This window comes from Ruegeria sp. BHSA162 (genome assembly GCF_059613385.1).
Map to the genome: position 1 here is coordinate 1 of NZ_JBXWSK010000019.1, position 26,142 is coordinate 26,142.

28 protein-coding genes are annotated in these 26,142 nt (G+C 61.2%); 15 read left to right on the top strand and 13 right to left on the bottom strand.

The features are described from left to right. On the bottom strand, nucleotides 1-843 hold an 843-nt coding region (locus tag AC2FM5_RS07895), incomplete at its 3' end, for an XdhC family protein (RefSeq protein WP_496734895.1). A gap of 256 nt (nucleotides 844-1,099) precedes the next feature. Between AC2FM5_RS07895 and AC2FM5_RS07900 the strand changes: the two genes are divergently transcribed. After that, on the top strand, nucleotides 1,100-1,600 hold the full coding sequence (locus AC2FM5_RS07900) for a hypothetical protein (protein ID WP_170600673.1): 501 nt from the start codon (nucleotides 1,100-1,102) through the stop codon (nucleotides 1,598-1,600). Nucleotides 1,601-1,602: 2 nt separating this feature from the next. On the opposite strand, the gene AC2FM5_RS07905 is transcribed toward AC2FM5_RS07900, so the two are convergent. Next, nucleotides 1,603-2,859 (bottom strand): vWA domain-containing protein, encoded by a 1,257-nt coding sequence (locus AC2FM5_RS07905; protein ID WP_170600675.1) that lies wholly within the window; start codon nucleotides 2,857-2,859, stop codon nucleotides 1,603-1,605. 37 nt (nucleotides 2,860-2,896) lie between these two features. Then, a complete protein-coding gene (locus AC2FM5_RS07910; protein WP_170403407.1) occupies nucleotides 2,897-3,805 on the bottom strand; it encodes an AAA family ATPase in 909 nt (302 codons plus the stop codon). A gap of 144 nt (nucleotides 3,806-3,949) precedes the next feature. Between AC2FM5_RS07910 and pyrC the strand changes: the two genes are divergently transcribed. After that, nucleotides 3,950-4,987, top strand: a complete 1,038-nt coding sequence (pyrC, locus tag AC2FM5_RS07915) for a dihydroorotase (protein WP_480753146.1) — start codon at nucleotides 3,950-3,952, stop codon at nucleotides 4,985-4,987. Here the strand turns inward: pyrC and AC2FM5_RS07920 are convergent. Together AC2FM5_RS07920 and AC2FM5_RS07925 are read right to left on the bottom strand one after the other, a co-directional pair. Then, entirely contained in the window at nucleotides 4,984-6,279 is a 1,296-nt protein-coding gene (locus AC2FM5_RS07920; RefSeq protein WP_496734899.1) for an MmgE/PrpD family protein, read from the bottom strand. The genes pyrC and AC2FM5_RS07920 overlap by 4 nt on opposite strands. Nucleotides 6,280-6,317: 38 nt before the next feature. After that, entirely contained in the window at nucleotides 6,318-6,764 is a 447-nt protein-coding gene (locus AC2FM5_RS07925) for a type II toxin-antitoxin system RatA family toxin (RefSeq protein ID WP_170357640.1), read from the bottom strand. Nucleotides 6,765-6,839: 75 nt separating this feature from the next. Here AC2FM5_RS07925 and hpt point away from each other — a divergent pair, with 75 nt between their 5' ends. Then, the gene (gene hpt, locus AC2FM5_RS07930; RefSeq protein ID WP_005983543.1) at nucleotides 6,840-7,382 is read left to right on the top strand and encodes a hypoxanthine phosphoribosyltransferase; all 543 of its coding nucleotides are present in this window, start codon (nucleotides 6,840-6,842) and stop codon (nucleotides 7,380-7,382) included. A 22-nt stretch (nucleotides 7,383-7,404) separates the two neighbouring features. Next, a complete protein-coding gene (locus AC2FM5_RS07935) occupies nucleotides 7,405-7,578 on the top strand; it encodes a hypothetical protein (protein WP_496734901.1) in 174 nt (57 codons plus the stop codon). Here AC2FM5_RS07935 and AC2FM5_RS07940 read toward each other — a convergent pair. Then, nucleotides 7,568-8,722: an amidohydrolase gene (locus AC2FM5_RS07940; protein WP_496734903.1), complete on the bottom strand. Its 1,155-nt coding sequence runs from the start codon at nucleotides 8,720-8,722 to the stop codon at nucleotides 7,568-7,570. The genes AC2FM5_RS07935 and AC2FM5_RS07940 overlap by 11 nt on opposite strands. Then, nucleotides 8,719-9,669 carry a lipoyl synthase gene (gene lipA, locus AC2FM5_RS07945; protein WP_005983549.1) on the bottom strand — a complete coding sequence of 317 codons (951 nt, stop codon included), beginning with the start codon at nucleotides 9,667-9,669 and terminating at the stop codon, nucleotides 8,719-8,721. Before lipA ends, AC2FM5_RS07940 begins: the two co-directional genes overlap by 4 nt. Nucleotides 9,670-9,935: 266 nt before the next feature. On the opposite strand from lipA, the gene AC2FM5_RS07950 reads away from it, so the two are divergent. Further along, on the top strand, nucleotides 9,936-10,484 hold the full coding sequence (locus AC2FM5_RS07950) for a peroxiredoxin (protein WP_496734906.1): 549 nt from the start codon (nucleotides 9,936-9,938) through the stop codon (nucleotides 10,482-10,484). A 48-nt stretch (nucleotides 10,485-10,532) separates the two neighbouring features. Here the strand turns inward: AC2FM5_RS07950 and AC2FM5_RS07955 are convergent, their stop codons facing one another. Continuing rightward, nucleotides 10,533-11,456 carry a LysR substrate-binding domain-containing protein gene (locus AC2FM5_RS07955; protein ID WP_496734908.1) on the bottom strand — a complete coding sequence of 308 codons (924 nt, stop codon included), beginning with the start codon at nucleotides 11,454-11,456 and terminating at the stop codon, nucleotides 10,533-10,535. 60 nt (nucleotides 11,457-11,516) lie between these two features. Beyond that, nucleotides 11,517-12,620, bottom strand: coding sequence for a DUF6456 domain-containing protein (locus tag AC2FM5_RS07960; RefSeq protein ID WP_170371164.1), 1,104 nt, complete (start codon nucleotides 12,618-12,620; stop codon nucleotides 11,517-11,519). A 238-nt stretch (nucleotides 12,621-12,858) separates the two neighbouring features. On the opposite strand from AC2FM5_RS07960, the gene AC2FM5_RS07965 reads away from it, so the two are divergent. Further along, a complete protein-coding gene (locus AC2FM5_RS07965) occupies nucleotides 12,859-13,167 on the top strand; it encodes a DUF6477 family protein (protein WP_170439405.1) in 309 nt (102 codons plus the stop codon). Here the strand turns inward: AC2FM5_RS07965 and AC2FM5_RS07970 are convergent. After that, complete coding sequence (locus tag AC2FM5_RS07970; protein ID WP_496734910.1) at nucleotides 13,160-14,704, bottom strand: trimethylamine methyltransferase family protein; 1,545 nt, start codon at nucleotides 14,702-14,704, stop codon at nucleotides 13,160-13,162. The genes AC2FM5_RS07965 and AC2FM5_RS07970 overlap by 8 nt on opposite strands. A 140-nt stretch (nucleotides 14,705-14,844) precedes the next feature. After that, on the bottom strand, nucleotides 14,845-15,282 hold the full coding sequence (locus tag AC2FM5_RS07975) for a GNAT family N-acetyltransferase (protein ID WP_496734912.1): 438 nt from the start codon (nucleotides 15,280-15,282) through the stop codon (nucleotides 14,845-14,847). Nucleotides 15,283-15,364: 82 nt separating this feature from the next. Here AC2FM5_RS07975 and guaA point away from each other — a divergent pair, with 82 nt between their 5' ends. The 9 genes from guaA (at nucleotide 15,365) to AC2FM5_RS08020 (ending at nucleotide 24,711) form a co-directional block, all read left to right on the top strand. Continuing rightward, the gene (gene guaA / locus AC2FM5_RS07980) at nucleotides 15,365-16,924 is read left to right on the top strand and encodes a glutamine-hydrolyzing GMP synthase (protein WP_170357632.1); all 1,560 of its coding nucleotides are present in this window, start codon (nucleotides 15,365-15,367) and stop codon (nucleotides 16,922-16,924) included. A 98-nt stretch (nucleotides 16,925-17,022) separates the two neighbouring features. Continuing rightward, entirely contained in the window at nucleotides 17,023-17,928 is a 906-nt protein-coding gene (locus AC2FM5_RS07985; protein WP_170371167.1) for a DMT family transporter, read from the top strand. Between the two features lie 142 nt (nucleotides 17,929-18,070). Then, complete coding sequence (locus AC2FM5_RS07990) at nucleotides 18,071-19,207, top strand: OmpP1/FadL family transporter (RefSeq protein WP_170339445.1); 1,137 nt, start codon at nucleotides 18,071-18,073, stop codon at nucleotides 19,205-19,207. A 130-nt stretch (nucleotides 19,208-19,337) separates the two neighbouring features. Beyond that, a complete protein-coding gene (locus AC2FM5_RS07995) occupies nucleotides 19,338-20,234 on the top strand; it encodes a DMT family transporter (protein ID WP_496734915.1) in 897 nt (298 codons plus the stop codon). A 49-nt stretch (nucleotides 20,235-20,283) separates the two neighbouring features. Further along, complete coding sequence (locus tag AC2FM5_RS08000; RefSeq protein WP_170403483.1) at nucleotides 20,284-21,156, top strand: ATPase; 873 nt, start codon at nucleotides 20,284-20,286, stop codon at nucleotides 21,154-21,156. A gap of 37 nt (nucleotides 21,157-21,193) precedes the next feature. Next, on the top strand, nucleotides 21,194-22,111 hold the full coding sequence (metA, locus tag AC2FM5_RS08005; RefSeq protein WP_093961900.1) for a homoserine O-acetyltransferase MetA: 918 nt from the start codon (nucleotides 21,194-21,196) through the stop codon (nucleotides 22,109-22,111). Between the two features lie 43 nt (nucleotides 22,112-22,154). Beyond that, a complete protein-coding gene (locus tag AC2FM5_RS08010; RefSeq protein WP_496734918.1) occupies nucleotides 22,155-23,054 on the top strand; it encodes an alpha/beta fold hydrolase in 900 nt (299 codons plus the stop codon). A 49-nt stretch (nucleotides 23,055-23,103) separates the two neighbouring features. Continuing rightward, nucleotides 23,104-23,973, top strand: a complete 870-nt coding sequence (gene ppk2 / locus AC2FM5_RS08015) for a polyphosphate kinase 2 (protein WP_170357627.1) — start codon at nucleotides 23,104-23,106, stop codon at nucleotides 23,971-23,973. A 123-nt stretch (nucleotides 23,974-24,096) separates the two neighbouring features. Next, entirely contained in the window at nucleotides 24,097-24,711 is a 615-nt protein-coding gene (locus tag AC2FM5_RS08020) for a TetR/AcrR family transcriptional regulator (protein ID WP_496734920.1), read from the top strand. A gap of 3 nt (nucleotides 24,712-24,714) precedes the next feature. Here the strand turns inward: AC2FM5_RS08020 and AC2FM5_RS08025 are convergent, their stop codons facing one another. Together AC2FM5_RS08025 and AC2FM5_RS08030 are read right to left on the bottom strand one after the other, a co-directional pair. Continuing rightward, entirely contained in the window at nucleotides 24,715-25,773 is a 1,059-nt protein-coding gene (locus AC2FM5_RS08025) for an adenylate/guanylate cyclase domain-containing protein (RefSeq protein WP_496734922.1), read from the bottom strand. Further along, nucleotides 25,770-26,138 (bottom strand): group I truncated hemoglobin, encoded by a 369-nt coding sequence (locus AC2FM5_RS08030; RefSeq protein ID WP_170338900.1) that lies wholly within the window; start codon nucleotides 26,136-26,138, stop codon nucleotides 25,770-25,772. Before AC2FM5_RS08030 ends, AC2FM5_RS08025 begins: the two co-directional genes overlap by 4 nt. Nucleotides 26,139-26,142: the final 4 nt, after the last annotated feature.

The window sequence follows — 26,142 nt, forward strand, 5'->3', positions numbered from 1 at the left end:
GCCCGCCTCTGTCATCCGCTGCACCCGTTTGGCATGGGTGCGCGACGACCCCAGCGCGCCGATATAGAACACGTCCGAGTTCAACGCGGCCTGCAGGGCGGGATCATCCAGCTTGGGGTCGTGGGTCAGCAGCACAACCGCCGTACGCGCATCCAGTCCGATGCTGGCCACGGCCTCGTCCGGCCAGTCGGTCAGCAACTTTTCACCGGGAAAACGAGATTTGGACGCAAACGTCTCGCGCGGGTCGATGATGATCGGGTCATAACCCGCAATCCGCGCCATCGGCACCAGCGCCTGCGCGATATGGACCGCGCCCACCACGATCAGCCGCAAGGGCGGGTTGTGCACGGCCACGAAGGTCTGACCGTCTTCCTCGAACCCTGAACGATCCATGCGCAACCGGTCCGCATAGGCGTTGCGCCGCAGCGCACGGTGGCCGGTCTCGATATTGACCTCATAGGCCACAGGGTCTCGCCGCGCCCGCGCTGCCACCAGTTCGGCCAGCATCGGCTCGGGCAGGACCGAGCCCACAGGCTCGACCAGAACCCGGATCGTGCCGCCGCAGGCCAGCCCGACGGCAAAGGCATCCTCGTCGCTGACCCCGAATTCCAACAGGCGCGCTTCTCCCTCTTGCATGGCCTCGAGCGCCTCGACGATCACCGCGCCTTCGACACAACCGCCCGAGACCGAGCCTTCGATCCGGCCGTCGCCGCCGATGACCAGCTGGGCCCCCACCCGCCGGGGCGCGCTGCCCCAGGTTTCGACGACCGTCGCCAGAACCGCGCCGCGACCCTCGCGAAACCACGCCAATGCCGTTTCCGGACTGTTGTCAAATCTGTCCATCGGACCCTCCCGCGGTGGTTCGCATCAACATAAGCAGGATTGACGCGATGAAAAGCAAGGAGCGCGTTCTCGGGTGGATTATCTCGAGCACCGACCCTGCCAACTTGGTTCTTCACGTGACGCAGAAGGCAGGTTTCGGCCGAAGTCCGCGACAGACAATCAAACATTTGATTGTTTTTCGGACGCCGACTAGCCTGCGGACAGGCCCGACTTGCGGCCGAATTGACGCAAGAGATTTCGTAAAGGAGACAATGTCTTGAAACAGATATTTACACTAACCATCGGCGCAGCGGCATTGATTGCAGGCAGCGCCTGGGCCGACACTTTCGAACGCTACGGAGAGGTCGAGGGCTGGAAGGTCTTTGTCGACAAGGACAAAAAGTCATGCCTGATCGAAGCGGTCGATGATGCCGAGAACGTGGTGCAGATGGGTCTGACCGAAGACCGCAGCGTTGGATATGTCGGTGTCTTTACCAAGGCGGAAACCGGCATCAAGCGCGGAGACAAGGAGGCCGTCGCCATCCTGCTGGGCGACAACCTGTATGTCGGCGAGGCAACCGGAATGAAGGGCAACATCACCAAAGGGTATTCCGGCGGCTATGTCCTGTCGGACGACCCGCAATTCGCCGACGACCTGGCCAAGCAAAAGGTCATGGCGGTGTTCCCCGAGAAATCCTTTGGCTTCACCGTCGATCTGACCGGCACCTACAAAGCCATGGAAATGGCGCGCGAGTGCAACGAAAAGCAACTGCAGTAACGTCAGCCTGAAAGCGCGGCCAACAACCGCGCTTTCTCTCCCTGGTCGTCGGGTCGTGAAATCACGGCGGCCAGATCCTCAAGCGATGCAATCGAATGACCAGCGCGGAAGCTGTCCACATGCGGCAGCATGGTGGCGACGCCCTGCGCCTTTGGCGCGAACCCGTCCCAGCGCAGCAGCGGGTTCAGCCAGATCAGCCGCCGGGCTGACAAGTGCAGGCGTTCGATCTCTTTTTCAAGCAGATCGGGATCACCCCGCTCCAGCCCGTCGGTAATCAGCAGCACGACGGCCCCCTGTCCCATAACCCGGCGCGACCAGTCGCGGTTGAACTGGTGCAGGCATTCGCCGATGCGCGTGCCGCCCTCCCAATCCTGCGCCTCGGCCCCGGCGGCGGCCAGCGCGGCATCGACGTCGCGCTGATGCAGGTGCCGCGTGATGTTCGTCAGCCGCGTGCCGAAGGTGAACGCATGCACCTTGGCCCAGCCAGCCCCCTTGGCGTTCGAGACCGTGTGCAGGAAGTGCAGGATGATCCGGCTGTACTGGCTCATCGACCCCGAGATGTCACACAGCGCGATCAGATTGGGCCAGCGCGGTTTCGGTTTGACGAGTGCGATCTGTCGCATCTCGCCGCCCTGACGCATGGCCGCGCGCAAGGTGCGCGCCCGGTCGATCCGCTGGCCCAGATGGCTGGCCTGCCCCCGGCGCGAGGCGATCGGGTCCACCGGCAGTTGCAGCCGCGCCAGAATGCGCTTGGCCTGTGCGGTTTCCGCGGTGCTCATCTGTTCGAAATCCAGCGACCTCAGCCGTTCTTCGGACGAGGCGGTCTGCGTGGCGTCAATCTCGATTTCGCTTTCGCCATCTTGCTCGACGCCCTTGGGCTCGTCCCGTTCGACACCATCCAGCAGGGCCTCGGCCGCGCGTTTTTCGCCCGCTTCGGCCATGCGTTCCTCCTGAACTCCGCGAATGGCCGGCAGCATCATCGACATCATGTGCTCAAGATACCGCGGGTCGCGCCAGTACAGGCGGAAGATCTGGGAAAACACGGTGCGATGCTCGGGCCGGTTCACGAAACAGGCGTGCAGGGTCCAATAGAAATCCTGCTTGCGGGTAAAGCCCGCCGCCTGCACCGCTCGGATGGCGTCGACCACGCGGCCGGGGCCGATCGGCAGCCCGGCCTTGCGCAAGGCGCGCGCGAAATGGGTGATGTTCTGCGCCAGTTTCGGATCGGTCGGAATTTCCAGCGGAAGCTGTTCGGCCATCCCTAGGCCCCCGGAGTGTTTTGGCGCCGCGACGTCATCAGACCGGCTCGAGCGTGGCTTTGGCCTGATCCAGAATGCGCTTGGCCTCGGAGCCCTGTAGTTTCTGGATGTCGTCCTGGTATTTCAGGATCGCGCCCAGCGTGTCGCCGATCACCTCGGGGCTGAGGTTGATCACGTCCAGCGCCAGCAGGCATTTCGCCCAGTCGATGGTTTCGGCCACGCCGGGTTTCTTGAACAGGTCCTCAGTGCGCAGGTGCTGGACAAAGGCCACCACTTCGCGGCTCAGCGCCTCGGCGGCCTCGGGCGCGCGGGCGTGCAGGATCTCCAGCTCGCGGTCGAAATCGGGGTAGTCGACCCAGTGATACAGGCAGCGGCGCTTGAGCGCGTCATGTACCTCGCGCGTGCGGTTCGACGTGACGATGACGATGGGCGGTTCGGGCGCCTTGATCGTGCCGATCTCGGGGATTGTCACCTGGAAATCGCTCAGCGCCTCCAGCAGGAAGGCCTCGAACGGTTCGTCGGTGCGGTCCAACTCGTCGATCAGCAGCACCGGCGGGCCAGCCGGGTCGGGCTCCATCGCCTCGAGCAATGGGCGGCGGATCAGATAGTCGCCACTGAACAGTTCCTCCTGCAGACCCTTCCGGTCGGACCCGCCGACCGCCTCGGCGGTGCGGATGGCCACCATCTGCGCGGGAAAGTTCCATTCATAGACGGCCGAGGACGCATCGAGCCCCTCATAGCATTGAAGCCGGATCAGGCGGCGGCCAAGTCCAGAGGCCAGGGCCTTGGCGATCTCGGTCTTTCCGACGCCCGCTTCACCTTCCAGAAACAGCGGCCGGCCCAGTCTCAGCGACAGGAACACCACGGTGGCCAGGGCGCGGCCACAGACATAGCCCTGTTCGCCCAGCATCGTCTGAACGGCATCTATGGAATCTGGCTGGCTCATGTGTCTCAATCTCCCTTGGCACAACAGGTCATGGCTGCCGCTGCGCGTCAAGACCGTGATCTTTCCGGGACTTGCGGCAATCTGGTCGCCTGACAAGGTTTGTTGTCACTTTCCCGTGCGGCCGGCCTGTGCTAGCCCGGCGCCATGACCGATACTCTGACGCTCCGCCGCCCCGATGACTGGCACCTGCATCTGCGCGATGGCGCCATGCTGCAGGCCGTCCTGCCCGAAACCGCCCGCCATTTCGCGCGAGCCATCATCATGCCCAACCTTGTGCCCCCTGTGGTCACCGGCGCTCAGGCCGCGTCCTACCGCGACCGTATCCTGGCCGCCCTGCCCGAAGGCATGAGCTTTGAGCCGTTGATGACCCTGTACCTGACCGAGGATACCGACCCCGACGACATGGCCGCGGCCCACGCAAGCGGTCTGGTCAAGGCGGTCAAGCTGTACCCGGCGGGGGCCACGACCAACTCGGCCTCGGGCGTGCGGGATTTCGACAAGGTGCGCCCCGTGTTGGACCGGATGGCCGAGATCGGCCTGCCGCTCTGCGTGCACGGCGAGGTCACCGATGCCGAGATCGACATCTTCGACCGCGAGGCGGTGTTCATCGACCGCGTTCTGGACCCGATCCGCAAGGCCACGCCGGGCCTGCGCGTGGTGATGGAGCATATCACCACCGTCGACGGCGTGGAGTATGTGCGCGCGAACGAAACTGACCTGGGCGCAACGATCACCGCACATCACCTGATCATCAACCGCAACCACATCCTCGTGGGCGGGATCAAGCCTCACTACTACTGCCTGCCCGTCGCCAAACGCGAAGAGCACCGCACGGCACTGGTTGATGCCGCGACTTCGGGCGACGAACGGTTCTTTCTGGGGACTGACAGCGCCCCGCATACGGATGCCAACAAGGAAATGGCCTGCGGCTGCGCGGGATGTTTCACTGCGACCAACACCATGTCACTGGTGGCCGAGGTCTTTGACCGCGCGGGTGCGCTGGACAAGCTGGAAGGGTTCACCTCGGTCAACGGGCCCAGGTTCTATCGGCTGCCCGTCAACGATCAGACCATCACCCTGCAGAAGGGCGAACCGGTCAGCTACCCCGACAAGATCGAAACACGCGATGGCCCGGTCACCGTGTTCGACCCCGGCTTCCCGCTTCACTGGCGCGTCGTCTAGTCAACCAGTCGTTTCGCCAGATCCGCTGCGCGCCCTCCGGTGCGCAGCATCGACCAGATCGCATCCGCGTCATTCGCGCCGATCAGTTTGGCGGCCTTGCCGCGCACGCGATCCTCGCGGTCGGACAAGGCTATCGGCGCGGCCAGATCGTGGGTCGCCTCGCGCCGCACTCCGTCGCGGCGCAACAGCGCCAAGCGGGCCTCGGTCTCGGACAGCGTTTCGTCCGCTTCGACCGTGATCCGGTCGCGCAGCGATTGCAGGCGCGGATCGGCGCAGACCTTGTCCGTGTAGCTTTCAGGCAGGGCCGTTTCGTATCCCAGCGCCTGCATGGCGATCACCGTCCGATAGGAAAACTTGGCGCCCAGCCCGGTTGTCGGCGCGGTCTGATTGCAGACGCTCATCCAACGCGGATGGGTGCGGATTTTGATCTCGGCCACCTCGGGTTCGGCAATGTCCAGATCCCGCGCCGCCTCGAGCGCGGCGTGCAGCCCGTGGCAGCAAGCGTGGAACTTGTGGCTGACGCTTTCGAACAGCCACTCATCCCCAAGCCCCGACAGCGCTGTGGCTGTGTCATCGGCACCGTGATGCGTCGCGCCAAACCCGAACGGCCCGGTCAGGGCATCGGGATTGGGAACGAACCCCCGCTGCACCAGCAGCGCGGCCTCGACCCCGACCGAAGCCGCCTGCCCCGCATTGTAGGGCTTCCCCATGGTGCCAAACTGCGCCTTGAGGCCCGCCGCCCTGGTCGCGGTCAGCCCCAGAACCCGGCGCATGGCCGCCGGATCGCATCCCAGCAGGCGGGCGGCCGCCACGGCCGCTCCGAACGCCCCCGCCGTTGCGGTCTGGTGAAACCCGACCTGATAATGCCCCCGCCCCAGCCACAGGCCAATGCGGATGGACAGTTCCATCCCCACCAAGGCCGCCTCGAGCAAATCGACGATGGGCTGATCCTGCCATTCGACCACGGCCAGCGCGGCGGGAAACACCGCCACCGAGGGGTGGCCGATATGGGCGAAATGCGTGTCGTCATAGTCCAGCGCATGCGACACCGTGCCGTTGACCAAAGCCGCAGCGCGCATTGGCGCGGCCCCGCCGCCGAACAGGGTGGCCTGTCCGGCCCCGCCTTCGTCCAGCACCATCCCTCGCAGGATGCGAGAGACCGGTTCGTTGACGCCTGAGCGCCCGACCGCCAACCAGTCGAGCGCGGACAAAGACGTGACGATCCGCGCCTGCGCGGTTGTCTCGACCGGGCCTGCGGCGAATTCGGAAAGAGTGCGTGTGAATTCAGTCATGCGGCGCAGTCTAACGTGCACCCGCGCCGGGTAAACCCTCAGCCGTAGAGGCTGACCGCGCGCTGCTCGAAGGCGCGCACGATCCGGTGCATCGCCTCGTTGAAGACCACGCCGATGATGCCCTGCAACACGGCGTTCTTGAACTCGAAATCCACGTGGAAGGATACGTTGCAGCCGCCCTCGGGGGCGTCTTCGAAATGCCAGTCGGATTTCATGTATTTGAATGGACCGTCCAGGTATTCGGTGTCGATCTTCTTCTGCTCGGGGAACAGCGTCACCCGACTGCCGAACCGTTCGCGGAACACCTTGAACGAGATCACCAAGTCGGCCTCCATCACCTGCGCCTCGCCCGCCGCATAGGTCCGCCGGATCCGCGCGGCCGCGCACCAAGGCAGAAACTCGGGGTATTTCGCCACATCCGCAACCAGATCATACATCTGCTGCGCGCTGTATGGGAGGTGGCGGGTTTCCGAATGAGTGGGCATGGCAACCTGGGCATTTGAAACGTGACAATGGCGCGTCATGTCGTATGTTGCGCGCCAAAGATCAAGGGGGCAGCCATGAGCCAGCGCGCATATGTGATAGATGAGATGATCTCGGCCAAGGCCATCGCGGCGCGGATCGAGGAATTGTGCCGCGAAATCACCCGCGAATTCGGCGATACCGACAAGCTGGTGGTCGTAGGCCTGCTGCGCGGCAGCTTCGTCTTCATCGCCGATCTGGTGCGCGAACTGGACCTGCCGATCGAGGTCGATTTCCTTGAGGCGTCTTCGTATGGCGATTCAATGGAAAGCAGCCGGGAAGTTCGCATTCTCAAGGACTTGCGCGGCGCAATTGAAGGCCGCGACGTGCTGGTGGTCGAAGATATCGTCGACACGGGTCACACGCTGAACCATGTCACCAACCTGCTGCGCAGCCGCCAGCCGAAACGGCTCAAGTCGATTGCCTTGCTGGACAAACCCAGCCGCCGCGAGGTTGATTTTCGCGCCGATTGGATAGGCTTTGAAATCCCGGACGAATTCGTCGTGGGCTATGGCATCGACTATGCGCAACGCAACCGCAACCTGCCCTTCATCGGCAAGGTCCGCTTTACCGAAGACTGATCCCGCCGCGGATTCGAGGCCCATGATCCTGCGCCACCTTCTGCGAATGTCCCGATGGGCGCGCAATCCGCCCTCGGACCAGCGGGTCAAGCTGGCGCTAGGCCTGATCGTGCTGTGTCTGGTGATTGCCGGTGTTGAATACATGGGCTGGTGGCCCGAATGGGCAACCAGCCAGCCGCGCAAGCTCAGACCGTGACCGGCGCGTCCAGAACCTGACGGATTGCCGCAAGAAAGATACCCGCGCCGACAGGGATCAGCGCATCGGGGAAATCATAGTCGGGGTTGTGCAGTTGCGGATGGTCAACCCCGGACCCCAGCCAGAACATGGCGGTTTTCGACCCCATAGCGAACTGCCCAAAATCCTCCGAAAACCTTTGCGGCACGGTGGTCAGGCGCGGTTGCACCCCTGCCTGCGCACAGGCATGAGCCAGGATCTGCACGGCCTCGGGGTGGTTGACACAGGCGTCGAACACGTCGTCATAGGTGATCTCGACACCCAGCCCCTCGTCGGCGGCGGCCTTGCGGACCAGCGCCTGGGCCTGATCGACCAGTTGTCCCATACGCGCGTCCGAGACGGTGCGCAGCGTGACCCATATCTCGGCCTCACCGGGCGCCACGCCGAATGTCGGGGCCCCCAGTTGGGCGTGGGTGACGGTGGTCAGCGCGTAATCCTCGGTCAGCTCTCCGCCAGAGCCCAAGGCGGTGAGGGCCGGCATCAATTGCGCCATGGCCGAGGCCGGCGACAGGCCGTCCTGCGGCGCCGCCGCGTGCGAGGTTTTACCCGTCAGCCGCACCCGCATCCCGCGTGAAGCGCAATTGGTCGGGCCAGAGCACAGCTCGACCGCGCCCAGCTCCAGCCCCGGCAGGTTATGCAGCGAGAACAGGAAATCGGGCTGTATTTCAGCGTATTGCGGGTCGTTCCGAAAATCGCGCGCGCCCTGTCCGGTCTCTTCGGCGGGCTGGAAGATCAGCACGACCCGACCGCGTGTCACGGGCGTTTGCGCCAGGTCCTGCGCCACGCCCAGAACCATGGCCATATGGCCGTCATGCCCGCACAGATGACTCTTGCCCGGAACCTGCGAGCACCAGAGTTTGCCCGGCATTTCCAAAATCGGAAGCGCGTCCAGTTCGCAGCGAATGCCCACGGTGGGCCCCGGCTGGCCCGTGTCGAACACGGCCGCGACCCCGTACCCACCGATCCCGGTCAGAACCCGGCCGGTCACACCGCGCAATTGCTCGGCTATGAATGCCGCTGTTTCAGCCTCTTCACCCGAAACCTCGGGGCGTTGGTGCAAAGCGTGGCGCAGCGCAGTCAGTTGCGCGAGCCGTTCGGGCGTCACGCCTGCCCCAGCTTTTTCTGCCGCGCCGCCCGCAGGCGCGCGAAATCATCGCCCGCATGGTAAGACGACCGGGTCAAGGGCGTGGCCGAAACCATCAGGAACCCTTTACCGTAGGCGGCTTTTTCATAGGCTGCGAACTCTTCGGGCGTGACAAAGCGGTCCACGCGATGGTGTTTCGGCGTGGGCTGCAGATACTGGCCGATGGTCAGGAAATCGATATCGGCGGCGCGCATGTCGTCCATGACCTGGCGCACCTGCTGTTCGTTCTCGCCCAGTCCGACCATGATACCCGACTTGGTGAAGATCGACGGGTCCAGTTCCTTGACCCTCTGCAGCAGACGCAGCGAGTGGAAATAGCGCGCGCCCGGGCGCACCTCGGGGTACAGGCCCGGCACAGTTTCAAGGTTGTGGTTGAACACGTCCGGCTTGGCCGCGACCACGGTTTCCAGAACCGACGGATCGCATTTCAGGAAATCCGGGGTCAGAATCTCGATCGTGGTCTTGGGCGAGCGGTGACGCACCGCGCGGATAGTCTGAGCGAAATGCTCGGCCCCGCCATCAGCCAGGTCGTCACGGTCGACCGAGGTGATGACGACATGGTTCAGGCCCAGCTTTTCCACCGCATGGGCCACCCGGCCCGGTTCGAACGCATCCAACGCATCGGGGCGACCGGTGGCGATGTTGCAGAAGGTGCAGCCGCGGGTGCAGATCTCGCCCATGATCATCATGGTCGCGTGGCCCTGGCTCCAGCATTCGCCCACATTCGGGCAGCCGGCCTCTTCGCAGACGGTGACCAGGTTGTTGTCGCGCATGATCCGGCGCGTGTCGGCATAGCCCTTGCCGCCGGGCGCTTTCACCCGGATCCAGTTGGGCTTTTTCGGCTGCGCATTGTCGGGCTTATGCGCCTTTTCCGGGTGACGTTGTTCAGGGATTTTCAGATCGCGCACGGGGCCGGTTTCCTGACTTTGGGTCAATTTGGTTGGTGCATAACATAAACCGGTCGGATGTATTACGCCAGCCATGCATAGCTGCCATGCGTCAGCATTTCGCAGATGCAGAATAGGAGCGTGACTTCCTAGGGGGTCAACGCAAATTTCGACATGATTTCAGAAGACAAGAGGATATTCGCAAACGCAGCACATCCCGTGTTGAAGCCGGTTTGGAATCGTTTTAACCCACGGGCCGAACAAATGTGAATCACAGGAGATGCCCCATGAAAACCGGAGCCAAGCTGCCCGACGTGACATTCCACACCCGCGTGCGCGACGACTCGATCGAAGGGCCCAACCCGTTCCGCTGGGAAGACAAGACCACGGCCGACTACTTCGCAGGCAAGCGGGTCATCTTGTTCTCGCTGCCCGGTGCGTTCACGCCCACCTGCTCGACCTACCAACTGCCGGGGTTCGAGGACAACTACGAGGCGTTCAAGGCCAAGGGCATCGACGAGATCTACTGCATGTCGGTCAATGACAGCTTTGTCATGAACAAATGGGCGCAGGATCAGGGGCTGAAGAACGTCAAGGTTATCCCCGACGGGTCGGGTGAGTTCACTCGCAAGATGGGCATGCTGGTCGACAAGGCCAATCTGGGCTTTGGCATGCGCTCGTGGCGCTATGCCGCCATCATCAACGACGGTGTGGTCGAGGCGTGGTTCGAAGAGCCCGGCCTGATGGACAACTGCCCCGAGGACCCCTATGGCGTTTCGTCGCCCGAAAACCTGATGAAACACCTGGAAGAAGCGCAGCAGCCCGAAATGGCCTGAGCCTTCAACCAGCCTCGACTCGAAGGGCTCGCCGAGTGCGGGCCCTTTTCAGTTCCGGGTTTCCGACACGATGTTTTCGCCGACCTGCCGGATCACCTGGGCCAGTTGATCGAACCACACCGCCCCATCCGACGAATCGCGCCGCACGAGGCCGATCTGCCGCGCGGGCTCTGGGGCGCTGAACCGCAACAGTTTCAGCCCCGGCACGGCATCGGCCTCGGAACGCGCCGCCAATTCCGGAATCAAGGTCAGGCCGAACCCGTCCGCCACCAACCGCGACAGCGTGGCCAAAGACGACGCGCCCATGTTGATATGGGCGCTGGTCCGGTCCTGCCCGCACACCTCAAGTGCTTGATCCGTCAGGCAGTGCCCGTCTTCCAGCAGCATCAGTTGGGCCGCGTTCAGGTCGATCGGGCGCAGAGCGTCGGGGCTGACGGTCAGGCTGTTCAGGCGCGTCTCGCTGCCAGCCAGCAGAAAACGATCCTCAAACAGAGGTACCTCGTCCAGGCCGCGCGCGCCCACCGGCAGGGCCAGCACGGCGGCGTCGATCTCGCCCGCTTTCAGCATCGACAGCAACCGCTCGGTGCGTGCCTCGCGTACCTGTACGCGCAGGGACACATCCGCCGACCGCAGACCAGCCAAGACACCCGGCAGCAGATACGGTGCGACCGTCGGGATCAAGCCGACCGACAGACTGCGATGCCCGGCGGAGTTGTCACGCGCAAACCGATCCAACCGTTCGGCCGCGCCCAAAATGCGCCGTGCGTGCTCAAGCGCATCGCGCCCCAACGGTGTCAGCAGAACATCGCGGGCGCGCCTTTCAAACAGTGGCCCGCCCATGATGTCTTCCAAAGCCCGTATCTGCACCGATAGTGCCGGTTGAGACACATGACACACCTGAGCGGCCCGGCCAAAGTTGCGCTGCTCGGCCACGGCGCGGAAGTATTGCAGCTGTCTGAGGGTAAAATTCATAACCCTTGATTATCACCTGTTGCGTTTTCCGCAACTCCGGCCAATCGGACTTAAGTTGGATCAACCGATCAATCTGTCACACTCTGCTTGCTTCTCGTAATGGCGCTTGAGGCGCTGCAACGCAATGCGCAGCACGATCTTCCCAGAACGTGCTGACCAGCCCATCCGTTTCTCGGCCAGTTCCAGGCCTTCCAGATAGCAACAACACCGCAGCGCAACGTCGCTCAAACCCGGACCCAGATCCGACAAGGCCCGAGCCACGCGATCACGCGCCTCGGACGACCCGCGCGCAACCTGAGCATCGCCTTCGAAACCCGCACGACCGCCAGCGGTAAGGAACCGGTCCCAGTTCTGCGTGACCCGCGGTCCGATCTGGGCCAGCTCGAAATCCTCGCGCAGTCGCTCTCCGGCGCGCACCAGGCTTTCGTCCAGAAACGGCTTTCCATCCCGGTCGCGCCGGCGCGACAAGGCAATCAGGGGGCTCTCCGCTGCGCAATAACGGATGCGCCGTGGACGCTTCTCGTCGGCTTGACTGCGCGTTTTGAACTTCGCCGGTGCCTCGGCCATGCCATATTCAGTCTGTGTCCGCGCGCGGTTTTCGGCATCGGCAATCAACTGGCTTAATGCGGTTCGGCCCATTTGCGTGATCCGGTAACGCGACACACGCCCCGCATTGTCACAAACGATCCAGTCCTTCAGAGCCAGAGCCTGAGCGGTCTTGCAATCAACAACGGCGGTCCGAGTTGTACCGCCCTCGCCGCTGTCGCGGACAACGACCGCCTTTTCCATGTCCTCGGCCACGGCCAGAACCGCACCGGTTTCGCAAAGGCGCCGCAGCACCCGCAAAGCCTCGCGCTCGAACGCCTCGTCTTCGGCATTGGGAATGCGATGAGGATCATCGCCGACGCTAAACAAGGGACCAGAGGCGACTTCATTCCCCGCACCGGGAAAGTGTGTTTCGGCAAGTGACTGCAGTGCTGCATCCACCAAGGGATCGTCGCGGCGCATTTCGATCCTTCGAATCTGTCGCAGAATGGTTGACGCGTGACACCCTGCCGACCGCGCCAGATCCCGGATCGACCGTCCCGCCTCGGTATGGGCCAGGTATCGCTGTGCCCCTTCGGGAACCCAAGCTGGAACGGTGAATGCGGTGCTGTTTTCCATCGTTATTCGCCCTCGTCGACAATCAAACTGCCACTGTCCGCCGTCGGATAAAGTGTTAACCAAATCTACCTAGAGTTGCTTTCGTTACTCGTTCGTTAACCTCCAACGGCTCTGACCAGAATTGATTCAAAAAGATAAACAGTCGTGAAACCATCGTTCGGCGCGAGCCCAATCACGGCAACACCCGCCTGGGTTGTGCAAAATTGCTGCAGGCAAAATTGAACAGAGGAACGCCGAAATGCAGGACCTGATGACTATGATCACCGCCCTCCGCCGCCCGCGGCTGCTGTCTCGGGCAGCCAAGGTCGGAGCACAGGAATACGACCGTGACCGCCACTTGCAGCGCCTGTTTGGCTATGGCGCGCTACCGGGAACCGGAGTGGCCTTGATGCGACTGTTGGAGATGGAGCGGAGCGTCGACGACCAACGACGCTCGGGCGACGCCGCGTATTCGCTGGTTCGCCACCTGGACCTACTGATCGCTTTGATTGGTGAGGCGCGACTGCATCAAGCCAGCCGCGCCCCGGAACTTCATGTCGTCAAGTGAAGGCGTCGGGCATGGACGCTTTCTTTTCCTCGACATAGGCGGTTAGCGCCGCCAGTTTTTCCGGGTCGAGTTGCGGTTGCTGGTAGTTGGCCAGCAGATGCTCGACCCGGGCCGAGGCCAGCATGCGCGTGTCCCGCGCACCCTCTTCTTCCCATGTTTCAAAGGGTTTGTAGTCCAGCAGGTCGGTCTTCCAGAAGGCGCTTTGGAAATTGGCTTGGGTGTGCGCACAACCAAGATAGTGACCACCCGGCCCCACCTCACGAATCGCGTCCATGGCCTGCGCGTTTTCATCATAGGCCACCCCTTTGGCCAACGCATGAAGCGCTCCCAACTGATCGGCATCCATGACGAATTTTTCGAAGTCCGCAACCAGACCGCCTTCGAGCCAGCCACATGCATGCAACATGAAGTTGACGCCTGACAGCAGACCCATGTTCAGCGAATTCGCAGTCTCGTAAGCCGCCTGCGCGTCCGGAAGCTTGGACCCGCAGAACGACCCGGCCGAGCGGTATGGAACACCCAAACGGCGCGCCAACTGACCGGCGCCATAGGTGATGTGCGCGGCTTCGGGCGTGCCGAAAGTCGGTGCACCAGAGTTCATGTCGATCGACGACACGAATGCGCCAAAAATGGCCGGTGCACCCGGGCGGATGATCTGGCTGTAGGCGATGCCGGCCAGCACCTCGGCCAGCACCTGCGTCAGAGTACCAGCAACCGAAACCGGGGCCATCGCGCCGCCCACGATGAAGGGCGAGATGATGCAGGCCTGATTGTTGCGCGCATAGACTTCCAGCGACCCCATCATCACGTCGTCGAACGTCATCGGCGAGTTGATGTTGGTGAGCGAGGTCATCACGGTGTTTTCCTGCACGAACTCCTTGCCGAACAGGATTTCGCACATCTCGACCGAATCCTGCGCCCGGCTGGGATCGGTTACCGACCCCATGAAGGGTTTGTCCGACAGCGTCATATGCGCCATCAGCATGTCGAGGTGCCGCTTGTTCACCGGAACGTCCGTCGGTTCGCAGACCGTGCCGCCCGAGTGGTGCAGCCACTTGGACATGTAGGCCAGCTTCACGAATTTGTTGAAATCGTCCATCGTGGCATAGCGGCGGCCACCCTGCGCGTCCCGCACGAAAGGCGGTCCGTAGACCGGCGCCAGCACAAGGTTGCGCCCGCCGATTACCACCGATTTCTCGGGGTTGCGGGCGTGCTGCGTGAATTCCTTGGGCGCGGTCTTGATCAGTTCGCGGGCCAGACCTCGCGGAATGCGAACGCGCTCACCATCGATGTCCGCCCCGGCATCGCGCCAGCGTTCCAGCGCCGCGGGGTTGTCGACGAAATTGACGCCGACTTCCTCCAGCACGGTTTCCGCATTGGCCTCGATGATCTCTAGCGCTTCGTCATTGAGGATCTCGAAGTTCGGAATGTTGCGTTCGATATACTTCGCCGTTTCGATCCGAACCGCGGTACGCTCGGCCCGGCGGGCGGCGCCTCCGCCACCACGCACTCTGCGTCGGGTGCTTGCCTCTGTCATGAGATGATCCCGTGTGAAAGTTTAGATTGGATTGCTTGTTACAAGATGCCGCGACTTCATCAGATGTGGATTCCGGCGCAATAGGGGGAAAAGCGACATATTCCGCGCTGTCCAGCACCAGCAACAGGCCTTACGGGGCGTCAGGTTGGCTTGCTGAAATAAACCTTGCTTCCCTCGTGCCCGGTCTCCTGCCACCCAAGATGACGGTACATCGCGCGGGTGTCCGCCATCAGACGGTGGGTTGTCAGGCGCATGTTCCGAACCCCGTTTTCGCGGACCTCTGCCGCGACGAAATCGACCAGCCGGCGAGCAATACCCTGCCCTTGCGCAACAGGTGAAACGGCCAGATTGAAGATCATCGCGGTTTCTGTTTCGAAACCAAAAACCACGACACCGTGCAGGAATGTTTCATCCACGGCCACAACGACGTTCCGGTCGCGAATGTCCTCCTCGACCCCCTCGGTCACATCCGGCAGGTCGGGAATGGACTGGCGCGCTGCGGCATAGGCCGCTTCGATACATCGGCGGATGGGCTCCGCATCGGTTGCCACAGCCCTTCTGAGCGAAATTCCGGTCATTCAATGCGCTCCGCGTCACTCTTTCCCGCCAAATGACGTCAAGGCGCTTGCACATGCAAGGCTTCCGACCTAAAGGCCGGGTATGACCGAGACATCCCATGACCGCCTTCTGATCATCGACTTCGGCAGCCAGGTAACGCAGCTGATCGCCCGCCGCCTGCGCGAGTTGAACGTCTATTGCGAAATCCACCCCTACCAGAACGTCACGACGGATTTCGTGCGTGACATGGCCCCGCGCGCCATCATCTTTTCGGGCGGGCCGGACAGCGTGACCCGCGAGGGATCACCGCGCGTCCCGCAAGAGATATTCGAGTATGGCGTTCCGATCCTGGGCATCTGCTATGGCCAGCAGGTCATGATGCACCAGCTGGGCGGCAAGGTCGAAAGCGGCCACGGCACCGCCGAGTTCGGACGGGCATTCGTGACGCCGCGCGGCAAGCTCGACCTGCTCGAGGGCTGGTTCACCGATGGCAACGAACAGGTCTGGATGAGCCACGGCGACCATGTCAGCCAAATCGCACCAGGGTTCGAGGTGTTCGGCACCTCGCCCAACGCGCCCTTCGCGATCACCGCCGATACCGACCGCCATTTCTATGCCGTTCAGTTCCACCCCGAGGTGCACCACACCCCCAAGGGCGCAAAACTGTACGAGAATTTCGTGAAGCTGGCCGGGTTCAAGGGCGACTGGACCATGGGCGCCTATCGCGACGAGATGATCCGCAAGATCCGCGAACAGGTCGGCGACAAGAAGGTGATCTGCGGTCTGTCGGGCGGTGTCGACAGCTCGGTCGCCGCTATCCTGATCCACGAGGCGATCGGCGACCAGCTGACCTGCGTTTTCGTCGATCACGGCCTGCTGCGCAAGAACGAGGCGCAGGAAGTCGTCTCGATGTTCCGCGACAACTACAACATCCAACTGATCCACGCGGATGAAAGCGAGCTGTTCCTGGGAGAGCTCGACGGCGTCTCGGACCCCGAAACCAAGCGCAAGATCATCGGCAAGCTGTTCATCGACGTATTCCAGAAACACGCCGACACGATCGAGGGCGCCGAGTTCCTGGCCCAGGGCACGCTGTACCCCGATGTCATTGAATCGGTGTCGTTTTCCGGCGGCCCGTCAGTCACGATCAAATCGCATCACAACGTCGGCGGCCTGCCCGAAAAGATGGGCCTGAAACTGGTCGAGCCGCTGCGTGAACTGTTCAAGGACGAAGTGCGCGCGCTGGGCCGTGAACTGGGCCTGCCGCCCAGCTTTATCGGCCGCCACCCCTTCCCCGGACCGGGTCTGGCCATCCGCTGCCCGGGCGAGATCACCCGCGAAAAGCTGGAAATCCTGCGCGAGGCCGACGCGATCTATATCGACCAGATCCGCAAGCACGGCCTGTATGACGAGATCTGGCAGGCCTTCGTCGCGATCCTTCCGGTGCGCACAGTCGGCGTGATGGGCGACGGGCGCACCTATGACTATGCCTGCGCCTTGCGGGCGGTGACCTCGGTTGATGGAATGACGGCCGATTACTACCCGTTCACCCACGAATTCCTGGGCGAAACCGCCACCCGGATCATCAACGAGGTCAAGGGCATCAACCGCTGCACCTATGACATCACCTCCAAGCCTCCGGGCACGATCGAATGGGAATGACACCAAAAGCCGGGCGCTGACCCGGCTTTTTTGTTGTTGTGAACCGGCGTCGGTTTTGGTTCGGTGGCCAAACGCACGCTCAGCCCAAGGATCGAAACATGCGCGATAGCAAATCGATGATTGCCAAAACCGCGCTGTGGATGACCGGGGCGATCGCTTCTTTCTCGTCAATGGCCGTTGCCGGGCGCGAGCTTAGCCTGACGCACGACACGTTTGAAATCATGATGTACCGCAGCATTGTCGGCGTCATCGTCGTTTCGGCCGTTTTGACGGCAACCGGCAAATGGCACCAGGTATCGACACAACGTCTGGGTCTGCACGCGGTTCGAAACTCGTTGCATTTTGCGGGCCAAAACCTGTGGTTCTACGCTGTCAGCGTCATCCCGCTGGCGCAGGTTTTTGCGTTGGAATTTACGCAACCGATATGGGTCGTACTCCTGTCTCCGCTTCTGCTGGGCGAACGCCTGACACCCACGCGGGTCATGTCGGCAATCATAGGTTTCGCAGGCATATTGATCGTCGCCCGACCCGGAGCCACACCGCTCACGCCCGGTGTTCTTGCAGCGGCCTCCTCGGCTGTTTTCTTTGCGCTTACAACGATTTCGACGAAGAAACTGACAGGGTTCGCCAGCATCGGATGCATCGTTTTCTGGCTGACTACGATGCAGGCCGCAATGGGTCTTGCTGTTGCCGGAGCGGACGGGCAGATCGTCCTGCCAACCGCTCAAAGCGTGCCCCTGTTGTTGCTGGTCGGGCTGGCCGGCCTGCTGGCCCATTTCTGCATTACAAACGCGCTTGCCATCGCTCCGGCCACGGTCGTTATTCCCTTTGATTTCGCGCGCCTGCCGACGATCGCCATTGTTGGGATGCTGCTGTATCACGAACCCCTGGATCAGTGGACCATGCTGGGCGCCGTCGTGATTTTCTCGGGCATCTTCCTGAATGTCTGGTCCGAAGGCCGCGCGGGGTCGGGCACTCTGGCAAAAACCACACACAAAAACTGACGTTCGGTCACTGGCAGAAACTAACGTATGGTCAGTGGTTGACGTTTTTTTAAACTCCCCGTGAATAATGGCCACAGAAATCACCGCCACTGACACTCACAAGACAATACTGTGGCGCCGGATAGTGAAAAGGGAGGAATACATGAAGAAAGCGCTGTTACAGGCGTGCGTGCTCTGTGCAGGGGCGACCGCCGCTCATGCCGGCGGTATCGACCGTAGTGGGCAAGGCATCAACATTATCTTTGAGGAAGGTTCCGTCGTACAGTTTCGCCTGGGCTACACCAACCCAAGCGTAAGCGGCACGATGCTGGGCGTGGACTCGGGCAACGTTGCAAACGACTTCTTCTCGCCTCATCTCGCGTACAAGCACGCCTTCACCGACCAACTCGACTTTGCGCTGATCTATGACGAACCGTTCGGTGCCGATATCGCCTACGGTTCGAACTACCCGCTCTCGCAGAACCCGATCCCGGGTGGTCGCACTGACGTTCTGCGCGCGAAAGCCGACACAGAGGCAATTACTGCCCTGTTGCGCTACAAGTTCGACGGCGGCTTCAGCGCCATCGGTGGTCTGCGTATTCAGCGGCTCAGCGCTGACGTTGCCGTGCCGGCGGCGGCTGGTTACGAGGTGAATGCCGACAAGGATACCGCGCTGGGTTACGTCGTAGGTGTGGCTTGGGAAAAGCCCGAGATCGCAGCGCGCGTGGCGCTGACCTACAACTCGAAAATTTCCCATGACCTGTCGCAAACGGAGTCGGTGAACCCAATCCCGATCCCGCCGATCCCGCCTGGAACCGTGGCGACATTCGACACTTCCAGCGAGGTCGTTTCTCCGCAATCGGTGAACCTGGACTTCCAGACCGGCGTTGCCCCCAAGACATTGCTGTTCGGATCGATCCGCTGGGTCGATTGGCCGCAAACGGTTTACGATCCCCCGAACTATCCGCCGACCAGCGCGCTGGTGGACTATGACGATCCGACCTGGACCTATTCGCTGGGTCTTGGCTACCAGTTCTCCGAACAGTTCTCGGGCGCAGTGACCCTTGGCTATGAATCGGCAACCAATGAGCCCGTTTCCAACCTGGGTCCGACCGACGGGTTCTGGAGCATTGGCCTTGGCGGCACCTACTCGATGGAACGCGCCAAGATTTCGGGCGGCGTTCGCTATACCGATCTGGGCGACGCAACCGCTGACGGTGCTGGCCCCGGGGCGCGGGCGAACTTCTCTGGAAACAGCGCGTGGAGCGTTGGTATTCAGGTGACCTACGCCCTGAACTAAGGGATACGCTCATACAGAATTGGAAAACCCCGCCCTTGTGGCGGGGTTTTTCGCATGATCCGGGTCGCTTACCGAATTGCCGAATGCAAGTATTCCGCGTGAGGCAAACAGAAACATGCAAGAAATAGCCATGACGCAACAAAAATCCCTCTCCGCCCTTGCTTGGTTCGAGCTCATTCTTCTTGGACTGATCTGGGGCGCGTCCTTCCTGGCGATCCGCGTCGCACTGGACACGATACCTGTGATGACGGCCGTGTTTCATCGCGTTTTCTGGGCCGCGCTTGCACTTTGGGCCGTCGTTCTCCTCCGCCGAGAAACGATACCGAAGGACCCGCGTATTTGGGGCGCTTTTCTGGTCATGGGTCTGTTGAACAACGTATTGCCCTTCTCGCTGATGGCCTGGGGCCAATTGTATGTCGACACCGGTCTGACCTCGATCTTGAACGCTGCCACGGCAATCTTCGGTGTTCTGGTTGCGGCTGCGTTCTTTCCCGACGAGCGACTGACCAAACGCCGAGCCGTGGGTGTTGCGCTTGGCTTTGGCGGAGTTTCCACCGCAATCGGATTGCACAATTTCCTTGGGTTCAGCCTGCAAAGCGCTGCTCAGCTGGCCATTCTGGCGGGGACCGTATCCTATGCGCTGGCGGCTGTATGGGCCCGTTTGCGCTTGTCAGGCCTGGCGCCGCAGGTTGCGGCGGCGGGAATGCTGAGCGGGTCAACCATCGTCATGCTGCCGGTAATGCTGGTCGTCGACGGTGTGCCATCGTTCGACCTGCCTATGACAACTTGCCTCGCCGTAGCTTATTACGCACTCGTTGCTACGGCTGGGGCCTACCTGCTGTACTACAGGGTTCTGGCCGCTGCCGGCAGCGGCAACCTGCTGCTGGTCACCCTGATCATCCCTCCGGTCGCCATTCTGCTGGGCGCCTATGTCCGGCACGAAACCCTTGCCCCGAATGCCTTCATCGGCTTTGCAATCCTTGCATTGGGGTTATTGATCCTAAGCCGAGCCCGCGGCCGAGATTGACGCCATCGCCGGGCCGATTTAGCTAGGACAAAACAAGGGACGGTTGCACATGATCTACAGGTCGGCAAAGGACTGGCGCGAAGCGGCGCGCAAAAAGGTGCTGTTTTTCGGCATGTCCGGCTTGGGCAAGACTTACGTGTCGAACATCCTTCGCGACTCGGGCGACTGGTTCCACTACTCGATCGATTATCGAATTGGCACGCGTTACATGGGTGAATACATCACCGACAACGCCAAGGCTGAGGCAATGAAGGTTCCCTTTCTGCGGGATCTGCTGCTCTCTGACTCGATCTATATCGGATCCAACATTTCGTTCGAAAACCTGACGCCGGTCGCCGCCTATCTGGGCAAGCCCGGAAACCCGGCCCTGGGTGGGCTGGCGATGCCGGAATATCGGCGTAGACAAGAGCAGTTCCGGCAGGCCGAAATCCACGCTCTGCTGGACACCGAATATTTCATTGACCGCGCTCAGCGTCTGTACGGGTACCCGCATTTCATCTGTGACACCGGCGGGTCAATCTGCGAATGGGTGGACCCTGACAATCCTTCCGACCACGTCTTGTCGGAACTCTCGCGCCAGACCCTGATGGTCTGGATCAAGGGCGACGACGACCACACCGCCGAACTGATCCGACGGTTCGACAAGGCCCCCAAACCGATGTCTTATCAGGCCGATTTCCTGACGCGCACCTGGCAGGAATACCTTGATCAGCACGGCTGCGCCGAGGCAGAGGTCAATCCCGACGACTTCATCCGCTGGACCTATGCCCGCGCCCTGGCCCACCGTCAGCCCAGATACCAATCCATGGCTGAGAATTGGGGGGTCACTGTTACCGCCGACGCAATCGGAAAGGTGCGGGATGCGCGTGATTTCGATGAGTTGATCGAGAGCACACTTGAGACCCGCGCCGCGGCGTCCTAACTAGAACGCTTCAGAAGAAACTGGAAAAACCCGCCTCATGCCTATCAAGATTCCGTCCGACCTCCCGGCCTTTGACGTTCTGACGAAAGAGGGCGTCATGGTCATGGCCGAGGATCAGGCCGCACGGCAGGACATCCGGCCCCTGAAGATCGGGTTGCTGAACCTGATGCCGAAAAAAATCCAGACCGAAAACCAGTTTGCCCGATTGATCGGCGCGACGCCTCTGCAGATCGAGTTGTCCCTGATCCGCATGACTGAGCATCAAACCAAAAACACCGCGGCCGAACACATGGAAGAGTTCTACCGCCCTTTTCAGGACGTGAAGGACCAGAAATTTGACGGCCTGATCATCACCGGCGCCCCCATCGAGCATCTGGAGTTTCAAGACGTCACCTATTGGGACGAACTGACCGAGGTGTTCGAATGGACCCGAACCAATGTGCATTCGACCTTCGGCGTATGCTGGGGTGGAATGGCGATGATTTATCACTTTCATGGCGTCAAAAAGTATATGTTGGACGCCAAGGCGTTTGGGTGTTTCCGGCATCGGAACCTGTCACCGGCCTCGCCTTTCCTGCGAGGCTTCTCGGATGACTGCGTGATCCCGGTCAGTCGCTGGACCGAAGTCCGTCAGGATGAAATCGACGCTGCCGAAGGGCTTGTGACCCTTCTGGGCAGCGACGAGGTCGGTCCGTGTCTTGTTGAAGATCGGCAGAACCGGGCGCTGTATATCTTCAATCACTTCGAATACGACAGTGACACGCTGAAACAGGAATACGACCGGGACGTGGCAAATGGCACTCCGATCAACGTGCCCATCAACTATTATCCCGACGATGACCCGTCCCGCACGCCTCAGAACCGGTGGCGCAGCCATGCGCATCTGCTGTATGGGAACTGGATCAACGAGATCTACCAGACCACTCCTTTCGACATGACGAAAATTGGTCATTAAGTCGTTGATATACCTGGGCCTGTTTGCGGCCCTTTTCGCGGCTTTGACGGCTTGGCTTGCCGCACGCCATGAGGCCCGGGCCGAGGCCGCGTTTCCGCCAGAGGGTCAGGTATTGGATGTCGACGGCGTTGCTGTACATGCCGTCGTCATGGGCGAAGGCCCGGATGTCGTCCTGATCCACGGGTCCAGCGGCAATACCCGCGACATGACGTTTGCTCTGGCGCCGTTGCTGGCAAAATCCTTTCGGGTCATTGTATTCGACCGGCCGGGGCTGGGCTATTCTCAGAGCTTCTTGGCGGATGGCGAAACCATCGTTGAGCAGGCGGAAATCCTGCAGAAAGCTGCCGCGATGCTGGGGGCCGACAAACCCATCGTCGCCGGCCAAAGCTATGGCGGGTCGGTATCACTGGCCTGGGCTGTGACGCGCCCTGACAACATCACGGCTCTGGTCCTGATCGCCCCGGCCGCGGTGCCATGGGAAACTCCGCTCGATTCCTTCAACCGCATTGCCTCGACCGCCTGGGGAAATGCTTTCGTCCTGCCGTTGATCACCGCCTACGTTCCGGACTGGTACGTCAACAAGGCCCTGGATACGGTCTTTGCCCCCCAGACCGCACCCGAAGGCTATGCCGAGCATTTTGGCCCGGCCCTGACGCTCCGCCGGTCGTCGATGCATGCCAACGCAAAACAACGGGCCAACCTCCTGGACGAAGTTGCCGAACTGCAACCGCGCTACCCTGAGATATCGGTGCCCACCGAAATCGTGCATGGTACGGCAGATACGACAGTTGGTCTGGGCTGGCATTCCGAGCGGCTGATCGAACAAATCCCCGGCGCTGAGCTGATCGAACTTGAAGGCATGGGGCACATGCCGCAGGTGGTGGACGCTCCGGAAGTTGCTGCTGCGGTCGAACGTGCCGCGGAACGAGCGGGTTTGCGTTAACCCCGCCCGTAATCCATAGTAGAAACTGGATTTTATGGCGAGGCAACTCATGACCCGTGCAGCGGACCGAGCAATCAACAGCTACTTTCGGAACGACGCTCCCGAGAGCGTGCGAAAGGCCATCGAAGACGCTGAAAAAGGCGACATCCTGAACCCCAGCTACCCATATCAGGAGAGGATGAAGCGCAAGGACTATGACAATCAGATGGAGGCCCTGCAGATCGAACTGGTCAAGATGCAGGCATGGGTCAAGGAAACCGGACAACGCATCGCGATCGTGTTCGAGGGCCGGGATGCAGCAGGCAAAGGCGGTACGATCAAGCGATTCCGGGAAAACCTGAACCCGCGTGGCGCCCGCAATGTCGCCCTCAGCAAGCCCTCCGACGCCGAGCGCAGCCAATGGTATTTCCAGCGGTACATCCAGCACCTGCCATCAGCCGGCGAGATCGTTTTCTTCGATCGCAGCTGGTACAACCGGGGGGTCGTCGAAAACGTCTTTGGATTCTGTACCGCAGACCAGCGGGAACGCTTCTTCAGGCAAGTCATGCCGCTGGAGATCGGGCTTGTGCATGACGGCATTCACCTTTTCAAGTTCTGGCTCAACGTCGGACGCGCAGAACAGCTCAATCGGTTTCTCGCGCGCGAGAATGACCCGCTGAAACAATGGAAACTGAGCCCTATCGACATCGCCGGTCTGGGCAAATGGGATGAGTACACGCAGTCGATTTCCGAAACTCTGACACGCTCCCATTCCGATCTGTGCCCTTGGACGATCATCCGTTCGGACGACAAGAAGCGTGCCCGGCTTGCGGCAATCCGGGCGGTATTGTCGACCTTGGACTATGACGAAAAGGACGCCGAAGCCGTTGGAGAGCCCGACCCGATGATTTGTGGCGGACCGGAAATCTGGGATGCGTAGTCTAGGGCGCCTTTGGTCAAGCGGTGGCCCCTCCGATCATGCCCCGGGGATTGGACCTGCTGCGCCGCGTGCATTATGTCTGGTTGGTAAAAGAGCACGCAACCACAGGCAGGTGCCGTCGGAATGACCAAACGCGGCTATCACCATGGAAATCTGAAACAGGCGCTGATCGACGCCGCCCTCTCGCTGATCGAAGAAAAAGGTCCGACCGGCTTCACATTGTCTGAGGCCGCAAAACGGGCCGGCGTCACCCCAGCCGCGGTTTACCGACACTATCAGGGTCGCGAGGATCTGATCGCCGAGGCGGCCCGTCAGGGGTTCGAGATGTTCGCGGACCTCATGCAGTATGCCTATGACAAGGGGCAGCCCTCGGCGCTGGCCGCTTTCGAAGCGACCGGGCGCGCATATCTGGCGTTTGCGCGCAAGCATCCCGGCCATTACATCTCGATGTTCGAAAGCGGAATCTCGGTCAACCGGACGCCCGAGCTGGCGCTGGCCGCCGACCGTGCAAAGGAGGTTCTGGAAATGGCTGCGGCCGATCTTTCAGAACACATTCCGCCGGAAAAGCGACCACCGGCGTCTATGTTCAGCGCGCATATCTGGGCGATGAGCCATGGTGTAGTCGAGCTTTATGCCCGCAATGCGGGGGCCAGTTCGCCGTTCCCGCCCGAAGACCTTCTGGAATCCGGGATCGGCATTTACCTCAGAGGGTTGGGGCTGGTTCCGCCCGACGAATGACCGTCAAAACATCCGGCTGGCATGCGGTGCGTTCAGCCGTGAGGTGACATTGATCAGATCCATCATGCCCATCCCCTTGATGTCGACCGGACCCATGTCCGAGACCTGGAATTCATCGATCAGTGCATATTTCATCTCTTCCGGGGCAACGATGTTCATGGGGTTTGCAAAGACCTGCAACCGCGATGCTATATTCACGGCCGGTCCGAAAACGTCATAGACGTATTTCTGGATCCCTACCACTGACCCAACGGCGGGCCCCATGCCAAGCCCGATCCTGGCCTGCCATTTGTGCGGATGACTTTCGTTGCGCCGTTCCAGATACCGCAGAAATCGGACCGCACAATGCGCAACCGCCGTGGCATGGTCAGGCGTGGCGTCGGGCATGCCTGAGACCGCAAGATAAGCGTCCCCGATCGTCTTGATCCGTTCACAGCCGAACTGTTCGACGATCCGGTCGAAGGCGGTGAAGATGTCATTCAACTCGCTGAGGGTGACCGTAGGGTCGGTTTTTGCCGCAAAATCCGTAAAGCCGACGAAATCCAGCATGACCACGGAAACCTGATCATACAGCTGAGGCGTCACCACGCCGAAGGTTTTGAACTCCTCATAAACCGCACGCGGCATCAGGTTCAGCAAAAGCCGTTCGACCCGTTCCTTTTCTCTTTCCAACTCCCGGGTGTTGCGCTCGACCATGGTCGAATAGCTGTCGATCATGCTTTCCAGCTCACGAATTTTCGTGATGTTCTGACACTCGACAACCAGAACCTGCTCATCCATCCCGTTGGCCAAGGAAATCGTCACCGCGAAGATCAGCGTGCGGCGTTTCGGCTTCATCTGCAGCTCGGCCGAGTATCGCAGGCCCGATTGCTTGACGTCATCCAGTTCGCGCTGGTCGAGATCCGGCAATATATCCAATAGTGTCTGGCCGGGCTCGGGTTTGCCGAACCATTCGGCGAATGGACCATTGTGGAACACGAAGGTCAGGTCCGAGGCCCGCAATACCGCTATACCGACCCCGATGGCACGCAGCAGATGCTCGTTGATGGCCAGGATGCTCATGCCGCATCCCGGGCAACGATGATCGCCCTTTTGCCTTCGATCGCAGCCAGCGCGACCTGCACGTCATCTTCGGTCATTCCATGAATTGAAAGGGCTTCACCGAACAGCGTAGCCATCTCGTCGAAATCGTCATGGCTGATGTTGAGGTGCCGATGCACGGCCTCGATCCGATCATCACTGAAAGACGCGGGACCACCCACCAGAGACGAAACGAATTTGGTTTGGTGATCGATCAACCGTGGCATGTCGATATCTTCGAAGTAGCCTCCGATCTCGTCCGATTCCAATGCCATTTCGTAAAATGTCATCACGATCCGGCTGATGGTTTTGAACCCGCCGTATTTCTCGTAAATCGTTTGACCCACACCA

Bases quoted from the DNA above. Each gene is read 5' to 3' on its own strand.
- ppk2 (WP_170357627.1), top strand. From the start codon at position 23,104: ATGACCCGTGCAGCGGACCGAGCAATCAACAGCTACTTTCGGAACGAC.
- AC2FM5_RS07990 (WP_170339445.1), top strand. From the start codon at position 18,071: ATGAAGAAAGCGCTGTTACAGGCGTGCGTGCTCTGTGCAGGGGCGACC.
- guaA (WP_170357632.1), top strand. From the start codon at position 15,365: ATGACCGAGACATCCCATGACCGCCTTCTGATCATCGACTTCGGCAGC.
- AC2FM5_RS07960 (WP_170371164.1), bottom strand. From the start codon at position 12,620: ATGGAAAACAGCACCGCATTCACCGTTCCAGCTTGGGTTCCCGAAGGG.
- AC2FM5_RS07975 (WP_496734912.1), bottom strand. From the start codon at position 15,282: ATGACCGGAATTTCGCTCAGAAGGGCTGTGGCAACCGATGCGGAGCCC.
- AC2FM5_RS07920 (WP_496734899.1), bottom strand. From the start codon at position 6,279: ATGACTGAATTCACACGCACTCTTTCCGAATTCGCCGCAGGCCCGGTC.
- AC2FM5_RS07985 (WP_170371167.1), top strand. From the start codon at position 17,023: ATGCGCGATAGCAAATCGATGATTGCCAAAACCGCGCTGTGGATGACC.
- AC2FM5_RS07905 (WP_170600675.1), bottom strand. From the start codon at position 2,859: ATGGCCGAACAGCTTCCGCTGGAAATTCCGACCGATCCGAAACTGGCG.
- AC2FM5_RS08000 (WP_170403483.1), top strand. From the start codon at position 20,284: ATGATCTACAGGTCGGCAAAGGACTGGCGCGAAGCGGCGCGCAAAAAG.
- hpt (WP_005983543.1), top strand. From the start codon at position 6,840: ATGAGCCAGCGCGCATATGTGATAGATGAGATGATCTCGGCCAAGGCC.
- pyrC (WP_480753146.1), top strand. From the start codon at position 3,950: ATGACCGATACTCTGACGCTCCGCCGCCCCGATGACTGGCACCTGCAT.
- AC2FM5_RS07995 (WP_496734915.1), top strand. From the start codon at position 19,338: ATGACGCAACAAAAATCCCTCTCCGCCCTTGCTTGGTTCGAGCTCATT.
- metA (WP_093961900.1), top strand. From the start codon at position 21,194: ATGCCTATCAAGATTCCGTCCGACCTCCCGGCCTTTGACGTTCTGACG.
- AC2FM5_RS07965 (WP_170439405.1), top strand. From the start codon at position 12,859: ATGCAGGACCTGATGACTATGATCACCGCCCTCCGCCGCCCGCGGCTG.
- AC2FM5_RS08025 (WP_496734922.1), bottom strand. From the start codon at position 25,773: ATGAGCATCCTGGCCATCAACGAGCATCTGCTGCGTGCCATCGGGGTC.
- AC2FM5_RS07910 (WP_170403407.1), bottom strand. From the start codon at position 3,805: ATGAGCCAGCCAGATTCCATAGATGCCGTTCAGACGATGCTGGGCGAA.
- AC2FM5_RS07925 (WP_170357640.1), bottom strand. From the start codon at position 6,764: ATGCCCACTCATTCGGAAACCCGCCACCTCCCATACAGCGCGCAGCAG.
- AC2FM5_RS07955 (WP_496734908.1), bottom strand. From the start codon at position 11,456: ATGAATTTTACCCTCAGACAGCTGCAATACTTCCGCGCCGTGGCCGAG.
- AC2FM5_RS07935 (WP_496734901.1), top strand. From the start codon at position 7,405: ATGATCCTGCGCCACCTTCTGCGAATGTCCCGATGGGCGCGCAATCCG.
- AC2FM5_RS07950 (WP_496734906.1), top strand. From the start codon at position 9,936: ATGAAAACCGGAGCCAAGCTGCCCGACGTGACATTCCACACCCGCGTG.
- AC2FM5_RS08020 (WP_496734920.1), top strand. From the start codon at position 24,097: ATGACCAAACGCGGCTATCACCATGGAAATCTGAAACAGGCGCTGATC.
- AC2FM5_RS07970 (WP_496734910.1), bottom strand. From the start codon at position 14,704: ATGACAGAGGCAAGCACCCGACGCAGAGTGCGTGGTGGCGGAGGCGCC.